This is a genomic window from Sphingobacterium bambusae (assembly GCF_033955345.1).
Classification (GTDB): Bacteria; Bacteroidota; Bacteroidia; order Sphingobacteriales; family Sphingobacteriaceae; genus Sphingobacterium; species Sphingobacterium bambusae.
On record NZ_CP138332.1, the window covers coordinates 622,999 to 639,958 of the forward strand.

A 16,960-nucleotide genomic window follows, 5' to 3' on the forward strand; every position below is an offset into this window, starting at 1 on the left:
ACTATGTCCATCATTTTAGGAATTTCCGCTTTTTATCATGATTCTGCTGCCTGTCTGTTGGTAGATGGAAAAATCATCGCTTCTGTAGAGGAAGAGCGTTTTAACAGAGTTAAACACTCCGCCGAATTCCCAATTCAAGCAATCAGGTATTGTCTTGGCGTGATGAATTTGTGTATTGATGATCTCGATGCCGTCGTATTTTACGAAAAACCCTTTCTAAAATTTGAACGGCTACTGCAGACCTATTATTCTTTTGCTCCGAAAGGACTAATCTCTTTTTTAAAAGCAATACCGATCTGGCTTGATGAAAAATTGTTTATAAAACAAAAGATCAAGGATGGCCTTTCGGAAATTGGACCATATAATAGAAAAACGCTCAAACTCCTATTTTCCGAGCACCATCTCTCCCATGCAGCGAGTGCATTTTATCCGTCCAAGTTTACTGAAGCAGCCATTTTAACGGTTGATGGCGTAGGTGAATGGGCTACTGCGTCTATAGCTCATGCACAGGACGAACAGATAACGATCGTTAAAGAAATGGCCTTTCCCCATTCTGTTGGTCTACTTTACAGTGCATTCACCTATTATTTGGGCTTCACAGTGAATTCAGGAGAGTATAAAGTCATGGGACTTGCTCCATTCGGCGATAAAACAAGCGATGAAACACTTACCTACATCGAAAAAATAAAATCACAATTAGTGACTATCCACGAAGACGGCTCTATAAGGCTTAATCAGGCCTATTTCGGTTATGCAACAGGGCTGAAAATGGCAAATGAGAAAAAATGGGAGCATCTTTTTGGTATACCAAAACGCAAGCGAGAAAGTGAGCTATACCAGCACCATTGTAATTTAGCATTAGCAGCACAACTTGTATTGGAAGAGATTGTTTTAAAAATGGCTAGGGAAGCCAAACGCGTAACCAATTCCTCGAATCTTTGCCTAGCGGGAGGAGTAGCGTTGAATTGCGTGGCAAATACTAAAATAAGAGAAGCTGGAATTTTTGATAACATATTCGTACAACCGGCGGCTGGAGATGCTGGCGGTGCAATCGGAGCGGCATTTGCCGTGTATCATCTATATTATGGACACAAAAGAACTATTGAAGAAAAACAACACCATGTTTATTTGGGACCTGAGATCGACGAAAAGGATATCATTAATTTAAATCGACGATTTAACACCAATTACTCAAAATTTGATAGTTATAGAGATTTAAGTCGTATTGTCGCCAAACTGATCTGTGAAGGTAATGTTATCGGATGGTTTCAAGGTAGAATGGAGATTGGTCCAAGAGCACTTGGTAATCGGAGTATATTGGCAGATCCTACCAATCCAAAAATACAGGAGCTGATCAACACGAAAATAAAACGTCGAGAATCATTCAGGCCCTTTGCTCCGGTAATCACGTTAAAACAAGCGAAGGAATATTTCGATATCGTAGGTGATTCGCCATACATGCTATACACCGCAAAAATAAAGGAAAGATACAGAAAGCCCTTAGCTGAAAACTTCTCGAAGCTTACGATCAGCGAAAAGCTCGCATTCATAAAAAGCGATTTTCCTGCCGTAACTCATGTTGACTACAGTTGTCGGGTGCAAACCGTATCCGAAGATTTCAACCCCAAGTTCTTTCAACTTCTTTTAGACGTTAAAGAACAAAATGGTCATCCACTGTTGTTAAACACGAGCTTTAATGTCCGAGGTGAACCTATTGTGAATACGCCAGAGCAAGCTTATACATGTTTTATACGGTCTGGAATGGATGTACTTGTTATCCAGAATTATTTGTATTACAAAGACGAACAAGATGATATTGTAAATAAATTGAGTATAGATTTTGAATTAGATTGATACAGTAATATGGAGTTTTTAAAAGATATCTTCTATTTTATAAAAGAAAGAAAAAAGTACTGGCTAGCACCGATGATACTTTTATTGATCTTAGTGGGAGTTATCGTCGTTATTGGAGGGAAAAGTGCACTGGCACCATTTATCTATACAATATTTTAAATAATGCCGAAGAGCACCAGAGACCCCAAGGATTCGACTATTGTTACACTCGCAATTTTGACAATATGCTACTACCTGACCGAGAACGCAATTTTATTACTATTAGCCCTGCTTATATCTTTTTTAAGTCTATTATCAACTACTTTCAGAACTGGGATACATAAAATGTTGACCGCAGCTACTCAGATCGTAGGTTTTTTATCGCAGAAAGTGGTACTGACCCTAATCTTCTTTGGCGTTTTAACACCCTTGGCACTACTTTATCGAATTTTTGGAAAGCGAGAAATGAAGGATTTTACACGAAAAACAAGCAGTACATTTTCTGAGCGAAACGAAACGATCAGGAAAACATCCTTTGAAAAACCTTGGTAAAAGTGGATGTCCGTTTACTTTTACGAGGTTTAAAAAGATAAGAATATAATCGTCAAATCTATCACTACGGAAAACCGTAAGATCGACTCACGTTTTAACGGTAATTTTATAAAAATAAATAAAAGAAATATGACACATAAATTTAGATTCTTACTCGCTATATTTACTATGCTATTGCTCAGCTGCACAAACCAAGATGTAAAAGAGTATAATACAACGGCAACTGATACGACAAATTACAACCTAATAAACCGAAAGCAAAATTCTGTTGTAAAATACGAAATTCATAATCCTGAAATTTCCGTTACCCCGACTAAAACGCTATACAGAGCAAATATTATACTGAAAGAAACAGGCGGCTTTGATGATGAAACAAACAAAACACTGCTCAGTCATATCTATGATTCAATAATGAATTCCAATGATAAACCCGACGCTGTTGCTCTCTATTTGTTCCCAAATAAAGAACATAGCCAAAGCGGGATGGCACAGTGGGTTGCGCGATTATCAAAATCAAAGTTAGATAAAGAACCATCCCTATTTGTGCAGCATTTCGAATCCGAGACTAACGAGCGTAAAAGTGCATCTGAAAAAAACATACTTTCCGTCGAAAAAAGAAAATTGATTTTTTCAGAGATTATACACGTGGAAGATGAAGCCACCCAACAGGCGGACAGAAAATATCCTCTAACCAACACTGCTAATTATAAAAAAAATGAAGATTATCGCCGTACTCTCATGACTAGTTTAAAATATAAAATTCAAAAAAAATACAAGCTAGATAAAGAAAGTCTTAAAACAATATCCATGGAAGGACTAAAGTATAATTGGCCTATGCCGCCCTACCAAAAAGATTGAAACTAGCAAAACCGAGTAACATCAAATTTTGGATATTTTTTTAGGTGTCTGAAAGAAAACAAATCTAAATATTCGATATACTATTAACTAGTAAACTTTCTGGAGGAGCACCGGGAAGAGCAAATATTAAACGTAGCAAAAAAAGTTCAATCTTTCAGTTCCAGAGTTCTATTAACTCTGATTTATTGAACTCCGGAACTGAAAGGTATTTGATTCCACCTGCCTTCTTCGAAATCCCTTTCTTTGTTTAAATTTTAATACTTGCTCCTATTTTAACAAGTAATATAGAATGAAACCGACAACAAGAAGAAGTACCCATTTAACACTGTTTCTATTTTTCTTTTTATTAGTGATTTGTTTATCGGGAAAAAGCGATTTAGGAAATTTATCTTGCTCAAAAATTTCCACCTTAGTGTCAATAGGATGTTGATTTCTAACATCTATATCTGCCTTCGCCAACGGCCTGAATTGTTTCCCGCCAGATAAGCTAGACAAATATTCCTCTAGCTCATCTTCAGTTGCGTAAAGCACGTCCCTAGCCTTGCTTCCCTCAAAAGGACCTACAATACCGGCGGCTTCCATAGCATCCATTAAACGTCCTGCCCGATTGTATCCGAGCTTAAGTTTTCTCTGTATCAACGATGTTGATCCTTGCTGGTGCATAACGACTAAACGGGCTGCATCTACGAATAGATAATCTTGATCCTCCAGTGAAAAATCATCGTTCTGATCAATTGCAGCAATACTGCTAGGCAACATCATAGCTGAAGGATACCCCCTCTGACGACCGATAAAATCTGTGACCTTTGTTATAGATGCGTAATCAATAACAGGTTGACGCGCTTTTATCAATCTACCACTGCTTTCGTAAAGTAATTCACCTAAAAGACGGAGTTTTTCCGCGCCCACACGATCCAAGATTCTTTGCGATTCATTTTGCGACATTAGTTTCATGCCAATGCGCAAACTAAAGTTTGCGCGTATTTGAGGTGTAATACTTCGCGACATTATTTGACTTGTTGCTGCAATTACATAAATCCCTGTGTAAAAGTTCCTTTGCAGTAAATCTACAAGCGTTTTCTCGACTTCATTATCATCGAGAAAAGTTTGTAGATCATCTAAAAGAACAACTATGTTAGGTAAGAAGCGATGCCCTTCATTAACTGATAAATGACGGCTAACAAACCTCTCGTTATAATCACTTATCGTCCTAACGCCAGCTTTTCTAAACAATTCTAACCGGGAATCACATTCCAATACCATTGCTGCAATAGTGGAGGTAACTTGTGGGCCTTCTGATATTGGATAATCTTGATTCGACAACTTTGCCAAATAATGCTTTTCTAAAGACAGCAAAGAATTATAGTCTACCGGTTTACTCCTGCAAATAACGAGTTTAATTTCAGCAGGATGATAAAAATAGAGCCATAACAGAATTTGATTATATATGAATTGTGTTTTCCCAGATGCTATAGTACCTGCAATTAACACGTTGGGGTATCGATACATATCTTGCAATACAGGCGTACCTTCCGCGTCTAATAATAGCGGTAATACAAACGAATTAGATAATTCCTTTGCGTTTAAAATTAGCTTTCTCCAATCTTCTGGGAGCAAATCTAGAGAGGGATAATGATAAGTCGATAAGTTTAATGCTTGATCCACATTATTGGGCACATTAACTTTATCGTTTTCTACTGGGGTGCAATGATCGCTTTCTTTCATAAGATTAATTTTGGTCGTTCTAATATAGCATTTTCAGCAACAACTTAATGTAATTACTAATAAAATGCTTTACTTATTCTAAAAAATCTATGTCATAAGAAAGATTGACGTTTATGTACGTTTTCTTACTTGGTAATATTTTACGAGAACAATACTCGAAACATGCCCAGTGCCTATTAAATCGACAAAGTAGGTTTACTCTAGCAGAACTCAATACAAAAAACCATAACTTAACATCAACAAGTAATTAATAATAAAACTTGACTAGAAAAGGCTTTAAAAATTGTATAAAACTTCTAAAACAAACACTTACATTAATTCACCATAAGAGAAAACTAAATTAATATAAACGTGAAAGAAACTGCCGATAATCAAAATAAGTCCAAACTACAAAAAGGATATTAAAGTCTTTTGTCTTGGATCAAAAGATGGTAAATATGTAAAGTACTGAAATGTCACCAGATCTTTAAGAGAGGAGTGATAGGTTGAGGTACTTTTAATTCGAGATCTTGTCATAAGCACACGTCGGCTGACGGATATTACCCTTGCTTCCTTCCGATCCATACCCAGGCTAATGATTGCAAATAACAACGCTATGTGTGTAAGCTTTAATCTAGGATCTGCATTTATGCGCTGAATCAACTCTATCCAAATTTCCTTAGGTTCAATCATCATCTTTGAACAATAATGTGATGTCCTCTTTACTGTAATAGTAAGATCCAAGCACCTTCCGGTACCTGATTCTTCCAGTTACTCTAAGATTCTGCAAAGTTGCTGGGGATATATTGAGCAACGAACGTACAGCTTTGCTTCGCAGCCAACCTGGATCTGTTGGCTTTAAAGCTAAATTTTCATCATTAATTAGTCGTTTGATTTCACTCAATAATTCGAGTTTGAAAACTTCTAAATCTTCTTTTGTAATATGTTGATGCATCTGGAAATCGTTTATATAGTAAATAAAAATTGAAACACTTTGATTTGATTAGATAAAATGGCAAACTGACGGTGAAGGATCAAAGTATTTCCGAAATACAAAAGTCAATGGCTCCTCCTTCGGCCAATACTGTCACTCGGCATTTATAATCTGGGGTGCCAATTTCCTTTACTGGAAGCCTTTTACCATCTAAATGGTAGTGGGGCGAATCGGAAGGAAGATTAAGCGTTGCATAGCCGGATGCCCTGATCCGGTCTATGCGTTGCAAGATTTTATACATGCTGGATTTTACCTTAATAATTATCTAGATCTTTTCGCTGATGGTGTTTGCTCGACATCCTGCTTATTTGCCTCGATCGTCGGTTCGGAGGCTTCTCTACCTCCCGCCAAATCGGCCGATCGGGGGACCTTCACACTTTGCGTTTTATCTTTGGAAGCGAAGATTGCCTCATCCCTTACTTCCCTTCGATCTTTATCCAAAATATCGATCGTCTTCATTTGGGGGTTGGCAGCAAGCGTCACCGGTATCGTACGCCTGCCGATCTGCAAGTCTGCCTGCACGATATTTCCATTGCGCAAAGCTTTGGAAACTTCCTGAAGCTTTTCAGCATCTTTTAAACCCTTGATGGGATATTTTTTCAGCGAAGCTTCCAAATCATACCCGTATTCTGGACGAAAAGTGCGCATTGGATGATTACCGTAGGCATCCTTTACTTCTAGATTAAGCTTAAACCAGACAGGCGTTCTTTCCTGATTTGGAGTATTTTCTCGGTTCGGTTCATTTTTGGTTCGCAAGAAAACATCCTTTTCTATTGCCTGACCAGAGAGGAGCTTAAACGCCTGTAAGGCAGTAACGCGGTAATCCCGCTCCAAATTAAATGTTTGCGACCGGACAATTGGATTATCCTTTTGCTGCAAAGTGACCTTGTAGTCATTAAGGAAGTACATATCGCTGTCCTTTGATCGGTTAAAATTGATGTCAAAGCTGAGCTTTTCGGTTCGTGCTGCTTTGGGATCGACAGAATCCAGCGGCCTGTGGGTAGTTTGGATACCCAAGCTAAAATTTGGCATTTCACGTCGAATAGCGGTTTCAAGCACTTCGTTAAGCTTATTGTCGAAACCTAGGTTGTCCAATGTTTTTTTGAGGTACTCTAAATTGTTCTCGTTCATGAGCTAATGGATTTAATGGTAAAATGAAATAGATAGCAAATTGGTGTTACTCCAACGGGTGACTGATTGAAATAGAATTTTGGAAGAGATTAAAATTTGAAAAGTGGCTAACGAGATCGAAAACGCTCGCGCTGCTCATTAACCTGCTGATCAGCTGTAACCAAATGCGGAAAATCTTTCTTCAGCATGATTTGCAATGCGTTTTGGTAAGAGCTGCTATTGTAATCAAGCTGTCTATGAAAGCCATCTTGAAGGTTTCGTAGCTCATGGAGCATAACATGTCTGAGCTTACCATCATCTTCAAAACTTAGGATCACTCTTTCCGTATTGGATAACATGCCTTTGGGCTCTGACACGCGGTATTGGACCGTGGTATCATCATAGATGGTTACTTGCTTTCCAAGTCGGTAAGCTTCTCGTTGATCAGCATCTAGCTCCTCGCCATTAACCATTACCGGCGCTTTTACACTGGCAGCATCATAGGCCAGGAATTCACGCGTTTCAGCGTCGTACTCCACCACCATTCGCCTAACTTTATCATCGCCAACGTTTAGCTCTACCACATGATTCGGCTGTTCACCATCCATTAGCGTTCCCATAGCCTGTTGATCAAGCAAATAATGCGGCTGAGGACTTCGGTAAACTGGATGGATGAGCAGTTCGACTTCACCTGAGTCTGTTCTGTTAAGAGATAGCTTCACTTCCATCCGAGCGATACGAAAGCTATTAAGCTCTACATCACTAATGGCGATTAAAGCAGAACGCCGTCCAGCAAACATAGCCTCTAGATCGTAGTCGTCGATAGCTACCTTTTCATTATTGAACAGATTTAGTGATTGCAGCGCTTCACGGGGAAGCTCTGCTTCTTTAAATAAGTAGTGCATAGATTTAAGGATTATTTGTTTAGAAATTGCCCTGTAGTTCTAACAGGAACTTAATTGGATCAATATAGTGCGTACCAATCCGCACACTGAAATGTAGGTGAATCCCCGTTGCTCTTCCCGTTCGTCCCAGGATGCCGATGTCCTGTCCAGCGCGCACCTTGTCACCAACGGCCGCAACACAAGCAGAGAGATGCCCGTAAATGCTGTGGACGCCTCCATGATCGATTCGAATAAATATCCCCAGCAAGGGATGCTCTCCGGTCTCGACCACAATGCCTCGATACATTGCCATCACAACGGGATCATCAGCAGTAAGGTCAACGCCATTATGAAAACTAGTCCTACCAGTTACCGGATGTCGACGTATGCCAAAAGATGAGGTAGTCTTTGGCTTGCGCAACGGACTACAAACGACGATCGTTTCCATCGAATCTACCAAAGAAGCCTTTCGATCATAACTACTACCCTCATGTACTGTATGTTTTTTAGATGTCGGTAACTTCGCCGTAACCTGCCCATACGCATTATAAGCTAGTCCCATGAAAAATACTATTACTAGTAGCATGCAAAGAAAAAGTTTAACCATAATAAAGGAGATCAAGTATTTTTTATGCGCGTAAAACCAAAGCGCAGCCAGTAGCGTAGATAGCACTAAATAAATAGTACATTTGTAGCAACCAATATTAATATATCTTTTATTAATGAATTTTAACCTGATAGAATCATGGACAGAATAGGTGGAAACAATCCGCTAAGGCAAATGGTCCTTCGCGGGAAAGCACGGGAAGATTTCTTCGCATGGCAAAAAGCCAACTTCCAAACGGATCCCGTTAATGTGGATCTATGGCTAATTGGCCTACAACTGGAACTATTTAGCCAGTTTTTCAGGAAGACCATCCGGCATGCCAATGATTTTTATGAAGCACTGGATGCTTACAACAAAACCTAAGTCTTTGGCTAATTGACCTTCAAGTTGAACTATTTAGCCTAAAGACAGCATAGCGAACTAGCGAGACCGGCTTTTCCCCTGATCATGCTGCTGCTGCTTGTCTAGATCATGTCTCGGATCAGCAGCATAATTTTGGAGCATCACCGGTTTATTTCGCTCTCGCTGTTGCATATCCTGAAGTGCTCTTTGGTAGCCTTCGGTATAAGGATCTTTTTGTTTGGACTTAATACCGAATAGATTACGGAGACTTCGAAGCAATAGATAAGAAATACCACCATCAAGGACGAGCGAATACATCAGCGCTTCCCGATTCGAGGTGACACCACTACGGCTACTTGCTCTGCGTTGTAAGCGTGTCCCATCGGAAAGTTCAACAACAGATCCATTTCTGTATTGCTCTTTCTGCAAATCAGACAGTTTCTCTCCATTGATCATCGCCGGCACTCTTATTTTATCCGGGTCGGCAGCGATAAACTCCCTCGTTTCCGAATCGTACTCGATCACATAAGATTTACGCTTACCGTCATTTTCCATATAGGTTTTCAGCACATGGGTCAGTTTTCCCTGTTCAAGCTGTTCCGCTTCGGCATCCAATAAAAGCGGATGTTTCTTTACATCACGGTATATGGGGTGAAGCTGTAACGTGATATGTCCATCTGGCATTCTTTCCAAAGACAATTTAGCGTCCATTTTCTTGATATGAATACCATCAGCATTAATATCCTGCAAAGTAATGAGATCCGTACGATGTCCTGCTAACAAGGCATCCATATCGGCCTCAGATAACCTTGGTTTGCCATTATTAAGCAATCCCAGTTTACGTAATTCTCCTACAGGAATATCCTGTTCATTGAATAGTTTGTCCATAAAATGACTGTTTTGTTTTTTACGCTAGCTAATTAATCCCCATGAATATTAAAGGGGATTGATTAAGATGCAGCGCTGATGCTGTAAACCGATAATGCATATAGATGGCAATCTCACTTAAAAAATGTAGCTCTATACGCCATTACTATGATTTTTGCCATCGGCATTAGCGAATTATGCATTGTTCGCTGGCCGGAATCCCATCACGATCTCCGCGACCTCGGAGTTGATTTGGGCAAAATTCGCCAGTAGGATTTCCTCCTTTTTGCCAGCAAAATCATAAAACATCGGTAGATCACGATATTGTGCTTCCTCCTGCTTGATCGCCTTTACGTCTAAATTGATCCGGCAGTTGATCGCCGATGGCTCATATTTGCCCGTGTAATCTTCAACAGCGTCCGAGGCCAGCATACCTACCATCTCCCCCGCTTTGAGGGCGGCAATCTTTCCCGCGGGGATGAGCGGTTCCAGACGTTCGGAAATCGATACAGAAGTTTTGTTACGATCTATCGAAAGGCCTTCGCTGACCTGCTTGACCTTACCAAAAATGCGCTCTAGCCAATCAAGCGTCTCTTTATTACGTACCGATCCAGAAAGTACATTTCCCACCACGGCGGTAATTGATGTTGCCGTCTCCTTGCCATACTGTTGCTTGAACTGGGGAAGCTCTTGAAGCCCCAGCAGCACAGCAACCAAATTACTTCGCGCCTGGGCAATCAAGTTTTCGATCTTATGGGCATATAGCGTAGGCGCCTCATCAATTATCAATCCCACCGGCTTATTTCCTCGGGAGTTCACCAAACGTGTTATGCGGTTTAAGATGACTGAGTAACAGGCCGAGTTGATGCTTTGCGTGTTAGGGTCATTGGCCAGCACCAAGATGGATGGATTACGTGGGTCACTGATCTTCAGCTCAAAATCATCGCCTGAAAACACCCAAAAGGTTTCTTTGGTAGCAAGACGACTGATAAAAACCTTAAGCGTTCCCACCTGCCCCTCGAGCTGGTCAAAGGCTCTGGCCTTGAAGGCTGTCATAAAGGGAGAAAGCAACGATTCTAGCTCCTGATTGGAGAACAGCACCGTGAAGATCTCCTCATAAGAGCGATTTAAAAAGGCAAGCACATGTGGGAAGCTGGAATAGCGACCATCCTCATGTTTAGCAAAAAAATAGATGCAGGAAGCCAGAAAGTTGATCGCCGATTGCGTAAAGAACTGGTCACTCCCGCCCGACTTATCCCCTTTCTTCATCGCTTCCACCAACGCCTCGGCTGTCTCGGATGCATCGGCTAAAGATTGCAGGTACTCACTTCGCCAAGGGTTCAGTCGCCTACTCTTCTCGGGCTCAGTTAAATTAACCACATGGAAGTCGTAGTCCTCACACTTGCCTCCCTGCTTAGCCAGCAGGTAGTGGTAGTAGGCCACCTTTCCCAGATCGGGAAACTTAAAGTCGTAGATCAGCATGGTAAATTCTAGGGCAACAAACTGCCGGATCACCGGCATCACCACCCCAAAACTCTTCCCACTACCCGGGGTACCGATTAGCAGCGTCCCGCGAAACACATTCTCCAGCACCACGTAGCCCTTGCGTACCTTGCCTTTATAATAGAACAGCATCGGAATATTAACAACAAAGCGTCCAAGCTTCGGTTTGGTGCGCTGCATAAAAGATTCCCCTTCGATGTTCCACCTATCCTTTCCTAGTTTGGAGCTGATCACTTTGGACATATTATCCAGCGCAAGGTGTAGCAAGACTGTTCCTGCAATGGTCAGCAGTACATACCCATTTTTAAACCAAACAATCGCAGCGACAGTTGTATCTCCAAGTTGGTCGTAAGCCCATATGGAAACCAATAAGAAAAACAGTCCCAAACAAAAAGGTAAAGCAATGGCCTTTCCAACCTCCAGATCCTTCTTTTTACGGCTTAACGTTCCAATCGACACAAGCGCAATAATCATCAGCGTAAAGAGTTTGCAGTAAAACGGATGCTGGTAAATCTTGAATACCAGTAGTTTTCCCAAGATCATTGTAACCGCATGACGAGCTCCCCCTGCTAGCTCCAATATATAGTCAGCACCAACAAAACACAGGATATCGAACAGTACGAGCACGTAAATAGCAAACTGCAAGAAGCGGTGCAAGGACTGCTGCTCTTTAGATTCTTCCATGTAAACTAGTTTTGAGGTAAAAAATAGCCTAGCGGCAGCTTTCCTAAAATGTATCGGCCTCGAGAATATCCTTGTACTTGACTTTCAGATCAAGCGTCCGCCCAGAAAGTTGCTTTTCGGAAAGCTGGATATGCAAGATTTTATTCGCCGGAAATGTCATCTTTTTTAGCACATAGATATTCCGAAAACTGCGTTTAAAGGTTCCTTGGCCATAGAGCTGCCAGATAGGTTCCACTTCTATAGCCTGTACATTGGTGGCCTTGGTGATTTTACGGTCTTCGATCTTCATACGCACTTGGTCAATCTCGTAACTCAAATTTGTGCTGTTAGTCGCCGTGATATCCAGTAACACCAGATCGCCCACCGTGTAGACCGCATTTAATTGCATGTTCACACCATGCGCCTTTACCTTTCGAAGTGGTCGAAACCTGCGAATAGAAAGCATCGTAAGCGCGCGCTTGCGAAGTTCACTAGTAGGAATAGTAGCCATACTTACCAGTGGCTTGATATCCTCGGGCGAGATGCTGTAACTCGCCGGAATAAAAGAACTGCCTGCCCTGTCGCTAAAGGAAAGTTCATACTGTGCCATAAAGCTCTCACCAACGACGGTGAGCACGCCAAGACTTCCTTCAACGTCACTAAAACCCTGCGCTACGGAATCAGGCTTCCACTTTAAGCGGAGCACATTTTCTTGGGGCAGATCGCCGATCACCTGGTTGGAGGAAATGTCCACATAGCTGATCGGTTCGGGCGAAAGGATGTGAAGTGATACTTCTTTTTCGAGCAGTATCTGCGGCAACTGGCTTCTGAAGGTTGCCGGCTGCTGAGCAACAAGCGAAAGCATGGCAAAGCATGCCAGCATAGATAGCAAAAATGATTTCATAGAAAATTTGTGAATGGGTTTAGAACTGTGTTTTTAACTGCTGGGGATCGATCAGGTAAACGATTGTGCTGTACTTGATCTTGGCCTTGTTCTGGCGGATCATCTTACTGACCGCCGTGCTGGTTGACTGGAATACCTTCTGTACCATGCTCATGGCCAGTTGGCTATTAGTTTCCATTTGCTGCATGGTGATGCCCTGCGAGGCGTTACCGCCAAGCTCCTTGGTAAATTCTCGAAACTCGGAAGCCGGTACGAAAAGACCGCGCATGCCATCATGGTCATAGACCTCCAGATTGATGGGCAAGATCTGCTCGCCAATCATGGCTGAAGTAATCGTCAAGTTGACCCGCTGTCCAGAAAAACCCGATATCTGCGCATACAGATAACTACCTTTTTTTATCGGTACGCTACCTACCACGATGTCTTCCAGCAGACGAATACGCAACCGCGAACCGACATAGCCCGTGATGTTCTGGTCAATTATGGCCGAGATAAAGCTTTCCGATTTCGCTGGCACGACCGTATTGAAGCCATCCGTGTGCCCAGCGGCCTTACTAACCATTAGCGCAGGCTGGGACTTTGCCAAAGCCAACTGCTCTTGCTCCAAATCCTTTCGCTGCTGCTCGGCCTGGTAATCCGGGTCGTTTGCTTTTCCCATACTATCGACCAGCGCCATTTGCTTACGAAACAAGTCCATAGGGTCTTCGCTAACTTTAACGGTCTCCCCGGTAGCTGACCGCTGTGGAGCGGACAGCCTTGCCAAAGCTTCCTCCATCGCGCGACCTTCCGCGTCAAAGGAAGGTCTTTGGATGGTTGCACTCGGAAAGCCCTTTTCCTGCGCTGGGCTATACCTATTTTTCATGGCTCGATCGATCGAGTCGAGCATTTCCCGCTCGCGCATATTATACAGCGTCCCGGGCACTTCCTTCTCCGTTTCCTCTTCTTGGATCAAGCCGACAGCCGTATAACCATCAGCCTGACGATACTGGTTACGGTAAGCATCCAGCTTTCCTGAAAGGGCTTTATCACGCACCTGAACTGATACATCGGCCACTCCAGTCTGCAGGGAGTCCTTGCCCGCTTGGGGCAGTTCCTGCTTATCGAAAGTCGACTTATAGATATAAAAGAAGATAAATAAAAAGGGAAGCAAGATCAGCGGCACAACGTACCGCGGTTTATTAACATCTATTTTCATGGTAAATTATTTTTAGGTTGCATGGATCGCTGAAGGGATTCAAACTTGTCTAGCGCACCAATTAAAGCAATACTGTCCGAGGAGCTCAGGCTATCTTTTTCGATCAGCGCCCCTATTTCGGCTTGTAATGCTAACACCCTGTTAAGAGCACCATAGGTTTCTGCGAAGGAAGGCAGTTTGGCACCAAGGGTATCAAGCAGCATAAACCTAGGACGTGGAGACTCAAAAGCAGCCATATTGATATCAGCCCTTCTGGCGCTAAACACCCAAACAGCGGAAATGACCATGCAGAAGATCATGGCTGCAAAAAGATACGCTGGATAGCGAGTTAGCACGAGCGAAAGCTTCGTCCTTAATGCCTGCCACAACCTACCTTCTAACGGATTAGAGTGTGTTTTTTTGGACATTTTGTAGATCTTTATTTTCCAATGTTTTCCATTTGGTGATCAGCACCGCATGGGGATTGTTCTCTGAGCGAATCTCTAGATCACTCAAGTAGCCTTCGGTGACTAGCGAGCGTGTGATGGTAGAACTACGCCGATCAATTTTCTGGGTGCCGTAAAAACGGAAATAACGAGTAGGCAAATCCAGCACAATACTGTCCGTACGTATCGTCAGCACAGCGCTGGAGGAAAGAATAGAATTAAAGAATCCCTTTTCTTTGAGATTATTGTACTGCAGGGCACCGCTCTCGTCGATTAGATACATCGCCTGCTTCATCTGGTATTCAATAAACTTATCGTCCGGCGTTAAGGAGAAGAACAAGCTATGAAAGCGCCCAATGTGTGAGCGGTATTCTGCTGCGCGGTTCATTTGCACATCGGTCTGTGAAGCGCGCATCGGGACATTCCCCGAATCCATGATGTAAATGCTCTGTCGAGCTGAGGCTACCTGCCTGTAGGCAAAAAAAGAAACGATCACGCTGATCAGCAGCGATACGACAAGGCTTCCCCCTGCAATAAAAGTGGCAAGGCGTACCTTACCCTCGATGTTTTTAATAATCATAGCAGCTATTTAGATTTACCAAGAAGTCTTCCTGCCAAACCGCTCATCATTGGCGCATGGCGTCCCATGGTCGAGGCCGCGGAAGATACACCCGAAGTGGAGACAATCCATGTAGAGATACTGGGAACGGTAAGCATGGTCAGTGCACCAATCACAAAGGTGACGATCACAATACCAAAGGACAGCAGACCATTACCAAGAAACCAAGCTATCTTTTCCAGATCCGCGCCATCCGTACCGACCAGCACCTGATAGCGGCTGATTTCTGCCTCCATCGCATAGTGCTGGAAAAGCGAAGCGATATACATCACCAAATAGGCCACGCCGGAATACAGATTCACCGAGACGAAGCGGGCAATCCAGGTGGAAAAGGAATCACGGAATGCCGGCAGGATACTTGCAGCCACGGCGAAGGGACCAAGAATGATCAGGATCGTTGAGAAGATAATCTGGATTATAAATATCACGTACACGCAAATCCGCAACAGCCAAATGGCCAAAGTTTCGACAAGCGAAGTCATCATTAATTGAAAGCCTGCCTGCAGGCGGTTCCGCATTTCTACAATTGGGTTCCATACCGAAGCAAAGCCCTCCTTGACGCTAGACTGCACCGATTCCCAGGCATTTTCATACCAAGTATCCGCCTCCGTCTTTGCCGTCTCGGCCTCTGCCTGCACCGTCATTATCTGATTGGAAAGGTCTGCCATGAGTTTTGCGCGCTGCAAACGAAGATTGCTAATCTCCGTCTGGCTACCGTCGAACATCGCCTCGGTTTTGGCTGCAACAATATCCGTTGGATAAGCCACAACGCGCGTAAAGCTCGGCCACCAGAGAATCACCATGATCAGTCCAAAGGGACGCAGCAGCGGCATAATCTCTAGCTGCTTGTCTCCAGCCATCATTTCATAGGCCCGGATAGAAAAGAAGATTAGCATAAAAATTGCGCTGAGGGCTTGTGCATCGCTAGTAAAGGCATCGTAATGCGTCCAGATCGTGCTTTTCATCTGCTTTAAAAAGTGCATCATCCCCTCCTCGTAGATGCCGTTACCCTGCAAGAAATTAAAAGAATCTTTAAAGGAGTCTGGTACGGTCTGCGCCTGTAGTAAGGGCATAACGCCCATAATGGATAGTAAGCTCATCGGATTATAATTTAGCGCGTGAAAGAACATCGTCGGCAATCTGCACATCTGACCTACCTCCAGCCGCCATGGCCACCGTACTGTTTTCCTGCAGCCCTTTTACCTTATCCTTTATGGACAGATAGAGCGCGGCGCGTTGGCGTTTAGTCTCCCATATAGCCCGTAGCTTTCGGTATTCTCCCAGCATTCGGTGATAGGCGATTATCCGTGATCCCCGATCGAGGTTGGTTGTTCGTGCTGCTTCTAGCCGCTCTCGAAGCATTTGGCTTTCCTGCCGATACCAATCGACTGATCCGCCCTCTTCCAAGTAAGCCTTTACTACCGGTTCAAGTCCCTCAAAAAGATCGCCCTCATTATATTCCAGTAGATCTTGAAACTCCCTTTTATAGTAGAGCTGCCAAAGCGGATCTGTCCCGGAGGCTATTCCAGCATAATTAGCGGTCTCGCTTAGCGCCGTATTGCGCAAGGTATCCGCATGCAGTTTGTAGGCTTCCTCGGTACTTTTCATGGCCGCTACCATGAGTAACCTTCGGGATTGTGGTCCGCCAGCACTCAGCGGACGGAGATCCGTTTTGGGATAGTTGGGATGCAGACCCCAGGTGAGCCAGTACTGATAGTTGAGACTCAGAAATCCCCTTGTCGGGGTAAACTTTTTACGATCCCACTGCTTAAATACCATCCGTTCCTGCTGGTTGACCACATGCTTATCCGTCTGATATTTCACGTTCTGCCCATGCAGATCAACCGAAAAAACATAGAGTATTACATAAAGTGTTACTTTAAATAACTTAAACATAAAA

Annotated in this window: 18 protein-coding genes; 4 read left to right on the forward strand and 14 right to left on the reverse strand. The window is 43.1% G+C overall.

From position 1 onward, the window contains the following. The first annotated feature begins 3 nt into the window (after positions 1 to 3). The 3 genes from SCB77_RS02730 (at position 4) to SCB77_RS02735 (ending at position 3,243) form a co-directional block, all read left to right on the forward strand. Positions 4 to 1,854: a carbamoyltransferase family protein gene (locus tag SCB77_RS02730; RefSeq protein ID WP_320184891.1), complete on the forward strand. Its 1,851-nt coding sequence runs from the start codon at positions 4 to 6 to the stop codon at positions 1,852 to 1,854. Between the two features lie 9 nt (positions 1,855 to 1,863). Further along, positions 1,864 to 2,013, forward strand: coding sequence for a DUF5989 family protein (locus tag SCB77_RS23130; RefSeq protein WP_380936407.1), 150 nt, complete (start codon positions 1,864 to 1,866; stop codon positions 2,011 to 2,013). Between the two features lie 501 nt (positions 2,014 to 2,514). Next, a complete protein-coding gene (locus tag SCB77_RS02735) occupies positions 2,515 to 3,243 on the forward strand; it encodes a hypothetical protein (RefSeq protein ID WP_320184892.1) in 729 nt (242 codons plus the stop codon). Between the two features lie 267 nt (positions 3,244 to 3,510). Here the strand turns inward: SCB77_RS02735 and SCB77_RS02740 are convergent, their stop codons facing one another. From SCB77_RS02740 to SCB77_RS02765, 6 genes are all read right to left on the reverse strand, one after another. Next, positions 3,511 to 4,968 carry a DNA translocase FtsK gene (locus SCB77_RS02740; RefSeq protein WP_320184893.1) on the reverse strand — a complete coding sequence of 486 codons (1,458 nt, stop codon included), beginning with the start codon at positions 4,966 to 4,968 and terminating at the stop codon, positions 3,511 to 3,513. Positions 4,969 to 5,632: 664 nt separating this feature from the next. Beyond that, positions 5,633 to 5,902, reverse strand: coding sequence for a helix-turn-helix domain-containing protein (locus SCB77_RS02745; RefSeq protein ID WP_320184894.1), 270 nt, complete (start codon positions 5,900 to 5,902; stop codon positions 5,633 to 5,635). 79 nt (positions 5,903 to 5,981) lie between these two features. Further along, entirely contained in the window at positions 5,982 to 6,182 is a 201-nt protein-coding gene (locus SCB77_RS02750; protein ID WP_320184895.1) for a hypothetical protein, read from the reverse strand. A 20-nt stretch (positions 6,183 to 6,202) separates the two neighbouring features. Further along, complete coding sequence (locus SCB77_RS02755) at positions 6,203 to 7,072, reverse strand: hypothetical protein (RefSeq protein ID WP_320184896.1); 870 nt, start codon at positions 7,070 to 7,072, stop codon at positions 6,203 to 6,205. A gap of 107 nt (positions 7,073 to 7,179) precedes the next feature. Beyond that, positions 7,180 to 7,956, reverse strand: a complete 777-nt coding sequence (locus tag SCB77_RS02760; protein WP_320184897.1) for a DUF4099 domain-containing protein — start codon at positions 7,954 to 7,956, stop codon at positions 7,180 to 7,182. A gap of 19 nt (positions 7,957 to 7,975) precedes the next feature. Then, a complete protein-coding gene (locus tag SCB77_RS02765) occupies positions 7,976 to 8,521 on the reverse strand; it encodes a M23 family metallopeptidase (protein WP_320184898.1) in 546 nt (181 codons plus the stop codon). A gap of 159 nt (positions 8,522 to 8,680) precedes the next feature. On the opposite strand from SCB77_RS02765, the gene SCB77_RS02770 reads away from it, so the two are divergent. Next, a complete protein-coding gene (locus SCB77_RS02770) occupies positions 8,681 to 8,905 on the forward strand; it encodes a hypothetical protein (RefSeq protein WP_320184899.1) in 225 nt (74 codons plus the stop codon). Positions 8,906 to 8,962: 57 nt separating this feature from the next. Here the strand turns inward: SCB77_RS02770 and SCB77_RS02775 are convergent, their stop codons facing one another. From SCB77_RS02775 to SCB77_RS02810, 8 genes are all read right to left on the reverse strand, one after another. Continuing rightward, complete coding sequence (locus SCB77_RS02775; protein ID WP_320184900.1) at positions 8,963 to 9,772, reverse strand: DUF4099 domain-containing protein; 810 nt, start codon at positions 9,770 to 9,772, stop codon at positions 8,963 to 8,965. Positions 9,773 to 9,946: 174 nt separating this feature from the next. After that, positions 9,947 to 11,938: a type IV secretory system conjugative DNA transfer family protein gene (locus tag SCB77_RS02780; RefSeq protein ID WP_320184901.1), complete on the reverse strand. Its 1,992-nt coding sequence runs from the start codon at positions 11,936 to 11,938 to the stop codon at positions 9,947 to 9,949. Between the two features lie 43 nt (positions 11,939 to 11,981). After that, positions 11,982 to 12,821, reverse strand: coding sequence for a conjugative transposon protein TraN (gene traN / locus SCB77_RS02785; RefSeq protein ID WP_320184902.1), 840 nt, complete (start codon positions 12,819 to 12,821; stop codon positions 11,982 to 11,984). Positions 12,822 to 12,840: 19 nt separating this feature from the next. Further along, a complete protein-coding gene (gene traM, locus SCB77_RS02790; protein ID WP_320184903.1) occupies positions 12,841 to 14,016 on the reverse strand; it encodes a conjugative transposon protein TraM in 1,176 nt (391 codons plus the stop codon). After that, a complete protein-coding gene (locus SCB77_RS02795) occupies positions 14,013 to 14,423 on the reverse strand; it encodes a hypothetical protein (protein ID WP_320184904.1) in 411 nt (136 codons plus the stop codon). The genes traM and SCB77_RS02795 overlap by 4 nt, the downstream gene beginning before the upstream one ends. Continuing rightward, positions 14,401 to 15,021 (reverse strand): conjugative transposon protein TraK, encoded by a 621-nt coding sequence (gene traK, locus SCB77_RS02800; protein ID WP_320184905.1) that lies wholly within the window; start codon positions 15,019 to 15,021, stop codon positions 14,401 to 14,403. The genes SCB77_RS02795 and traK overlap by 23 nt, the downstream gene beginning before the upstream one ends. Before the next feature lie 5 nt (positions 15,022 to 15,026). Beyond that, the gene (locus tag SCB77_RS02805) at positions 15,027 to 16,190 is read right to left on the reverse strand and encodes a plasmid transfer protein (RefSeq protein ID WP_320184906.1); all 1,164 of its coding nucleotides are present in this window, start codon (positions 16,188 to 16,190) and stop codon (positions 15,027 to 15,029) included. After that, positions 16,165 to 16,956, reverse strand: a complete 792-nt coding sequence (locus SCB77_RS02810) for a hypothetical protein (RefSeq protein ID WP_320184907.1) — start codon at positions 16,954 to 16,956, stop codon at positions 16,165 to 16,167. Before SCB77_RS02810 ends, SCB77_RS02805 begins: the two co-directional genes overlap by 26 nt. Between the last annotated feature and the right edge of the window lie 4 nt (positions 16,957 to 16,960).

What these genes read in the sequence shown, in the direction of transcription:
- SCB77_RS02730 (WP_320184891.1), top strand. Translation starts at nt 4, where the DNA reads ATGTCCATCATTTTAGGAATTTCCGCTTTTTATCATGATTCTGCTGCC.
- SCB77_RS23130 (WP_380936407.1), top strand. Translation starts at nt 1,864, where the DNA reads ATGGAGTTTTTAAAAGATATCTTCTATTTTATAAAAGAAAGAAAAAAG.
- SCB77_RS02735 (WP_320184892.1), top strand. Translation starts at nt 2,515, where the DNA reads ATGACACATAAATTTAGATTCTTACTCGCTATATTTACTATGCTATTG.
- SCB77_RS02740 (WP_320184893.1), bottom strand. Translation starts at nt 4,968, where the DNA reads ATGAAAGAAAGCGATCATTGCACCCCAGTAGAAAACGATAAAGTTAAT.
- SCB77_RS02745 (WP_320184894.1), bottom strand. Translation starts at nt 5,902, where the DNA reads ATGCATCAACATATTACAAAAGAAGATTTAGAAGTTTTCAAACTCGAA.
- SCB77_RS02750 (WP_320184895.1), bottom strand. Translation starts at nt 6,182, where the DNA reads ATGTATAAAATCTTGCAACGCATAGACCGGATCAGGGCATCCGGCTAT.
- SCB77_RS02755 (WP_320184896.1), bottom strand. Translation starts at nt 7,072, where the DNA reads ATGAACGAGAACAATTTAGAGTACCTCAAAAAAACATTGGACAACCTA.
- SCB77_RS02760 (WP_320184897.1), bottom strand. Translation starts at nt 7,956, where the DNA reads ATGCACTACTTATTTAAAGAAGCAGAGCTTCCCCGTGAAGCGCTGCAA.
- SCB77_RS02765 (WP_320184898.1), bottom strand. Translation starts at nt 8,521, where the DNA reads ATGCTACTAGTAATAGTATTTTTCATGGGACTAGCTTATAATGCGTAT.
- SCB77_RS02770 (WP_320184899.1), top strand. Translation starts at nt 8,681, where the DNA reads ATGGACAGAATAGGTGGAAACAATCCGCTAAGGCAAATGGTCCTTCGC.
- SCB77_RS02775 (WP_320184900.1), bottom strand. Translation starts at nt 9,772, where the DNA reads ATGGACAAACTATTCAATGAACAGGATATTCCTGTAGGAGAATTACGT.
- SCB77_RS02780 (WP_320184901.1), bottom strand. Translation starts at nt 11,938, where the DNA reads ATGGAAGAATCTAAAGAGCAGCAGTCCTTGCACCGCTTCTTGCAGTTT.
- traN (WP_320184902.1), bottom strand. Translation starts at nt 12,821, where the DNA reads ATGAAATCATTTTTGCTATCTATGCTGGCATGCTTTGCCATGCTTTCG.
- traM (WP_320184903.1), bottom strand. Translation starts at nt 14,016, where the DNA reads ATGAAAATAGATGTTAATAAACCGCGGTACGTTGTGCCGCTGATCTTG.
- SCB77_RS02795 (WP_320184904.1), bottom strand. Translation starts at nt 14,423, where the DNA reads ATGTCCAAAAAAACACACTCTAATCCGTTAGAAGGTAGGTTGTGGCAG.
- traK (WP_320184905.1), bottom strand. Translation starts at nt 15,021, where the DNA reads ATGATTATTAAAAACATCGAGGGTAAGGTACGCCTTGCCACTTTTATT.
- SCB77_RS02805 (WP_320184906.1), bottom strand. Translation starts at nt 16,190, where the DNA reads ATGTTCTTTCACGCGCTAAATTATAATCCGATGAGCTTACTATCCATT.
- SCB77_RS02810 (WP_320184907.1), bottom strand. Translation starts at nt 16,956, where the DNA reads ATGTTTAAGTTATTTAAAGTAACACTTTATGTAATACTCTATGTTTTT.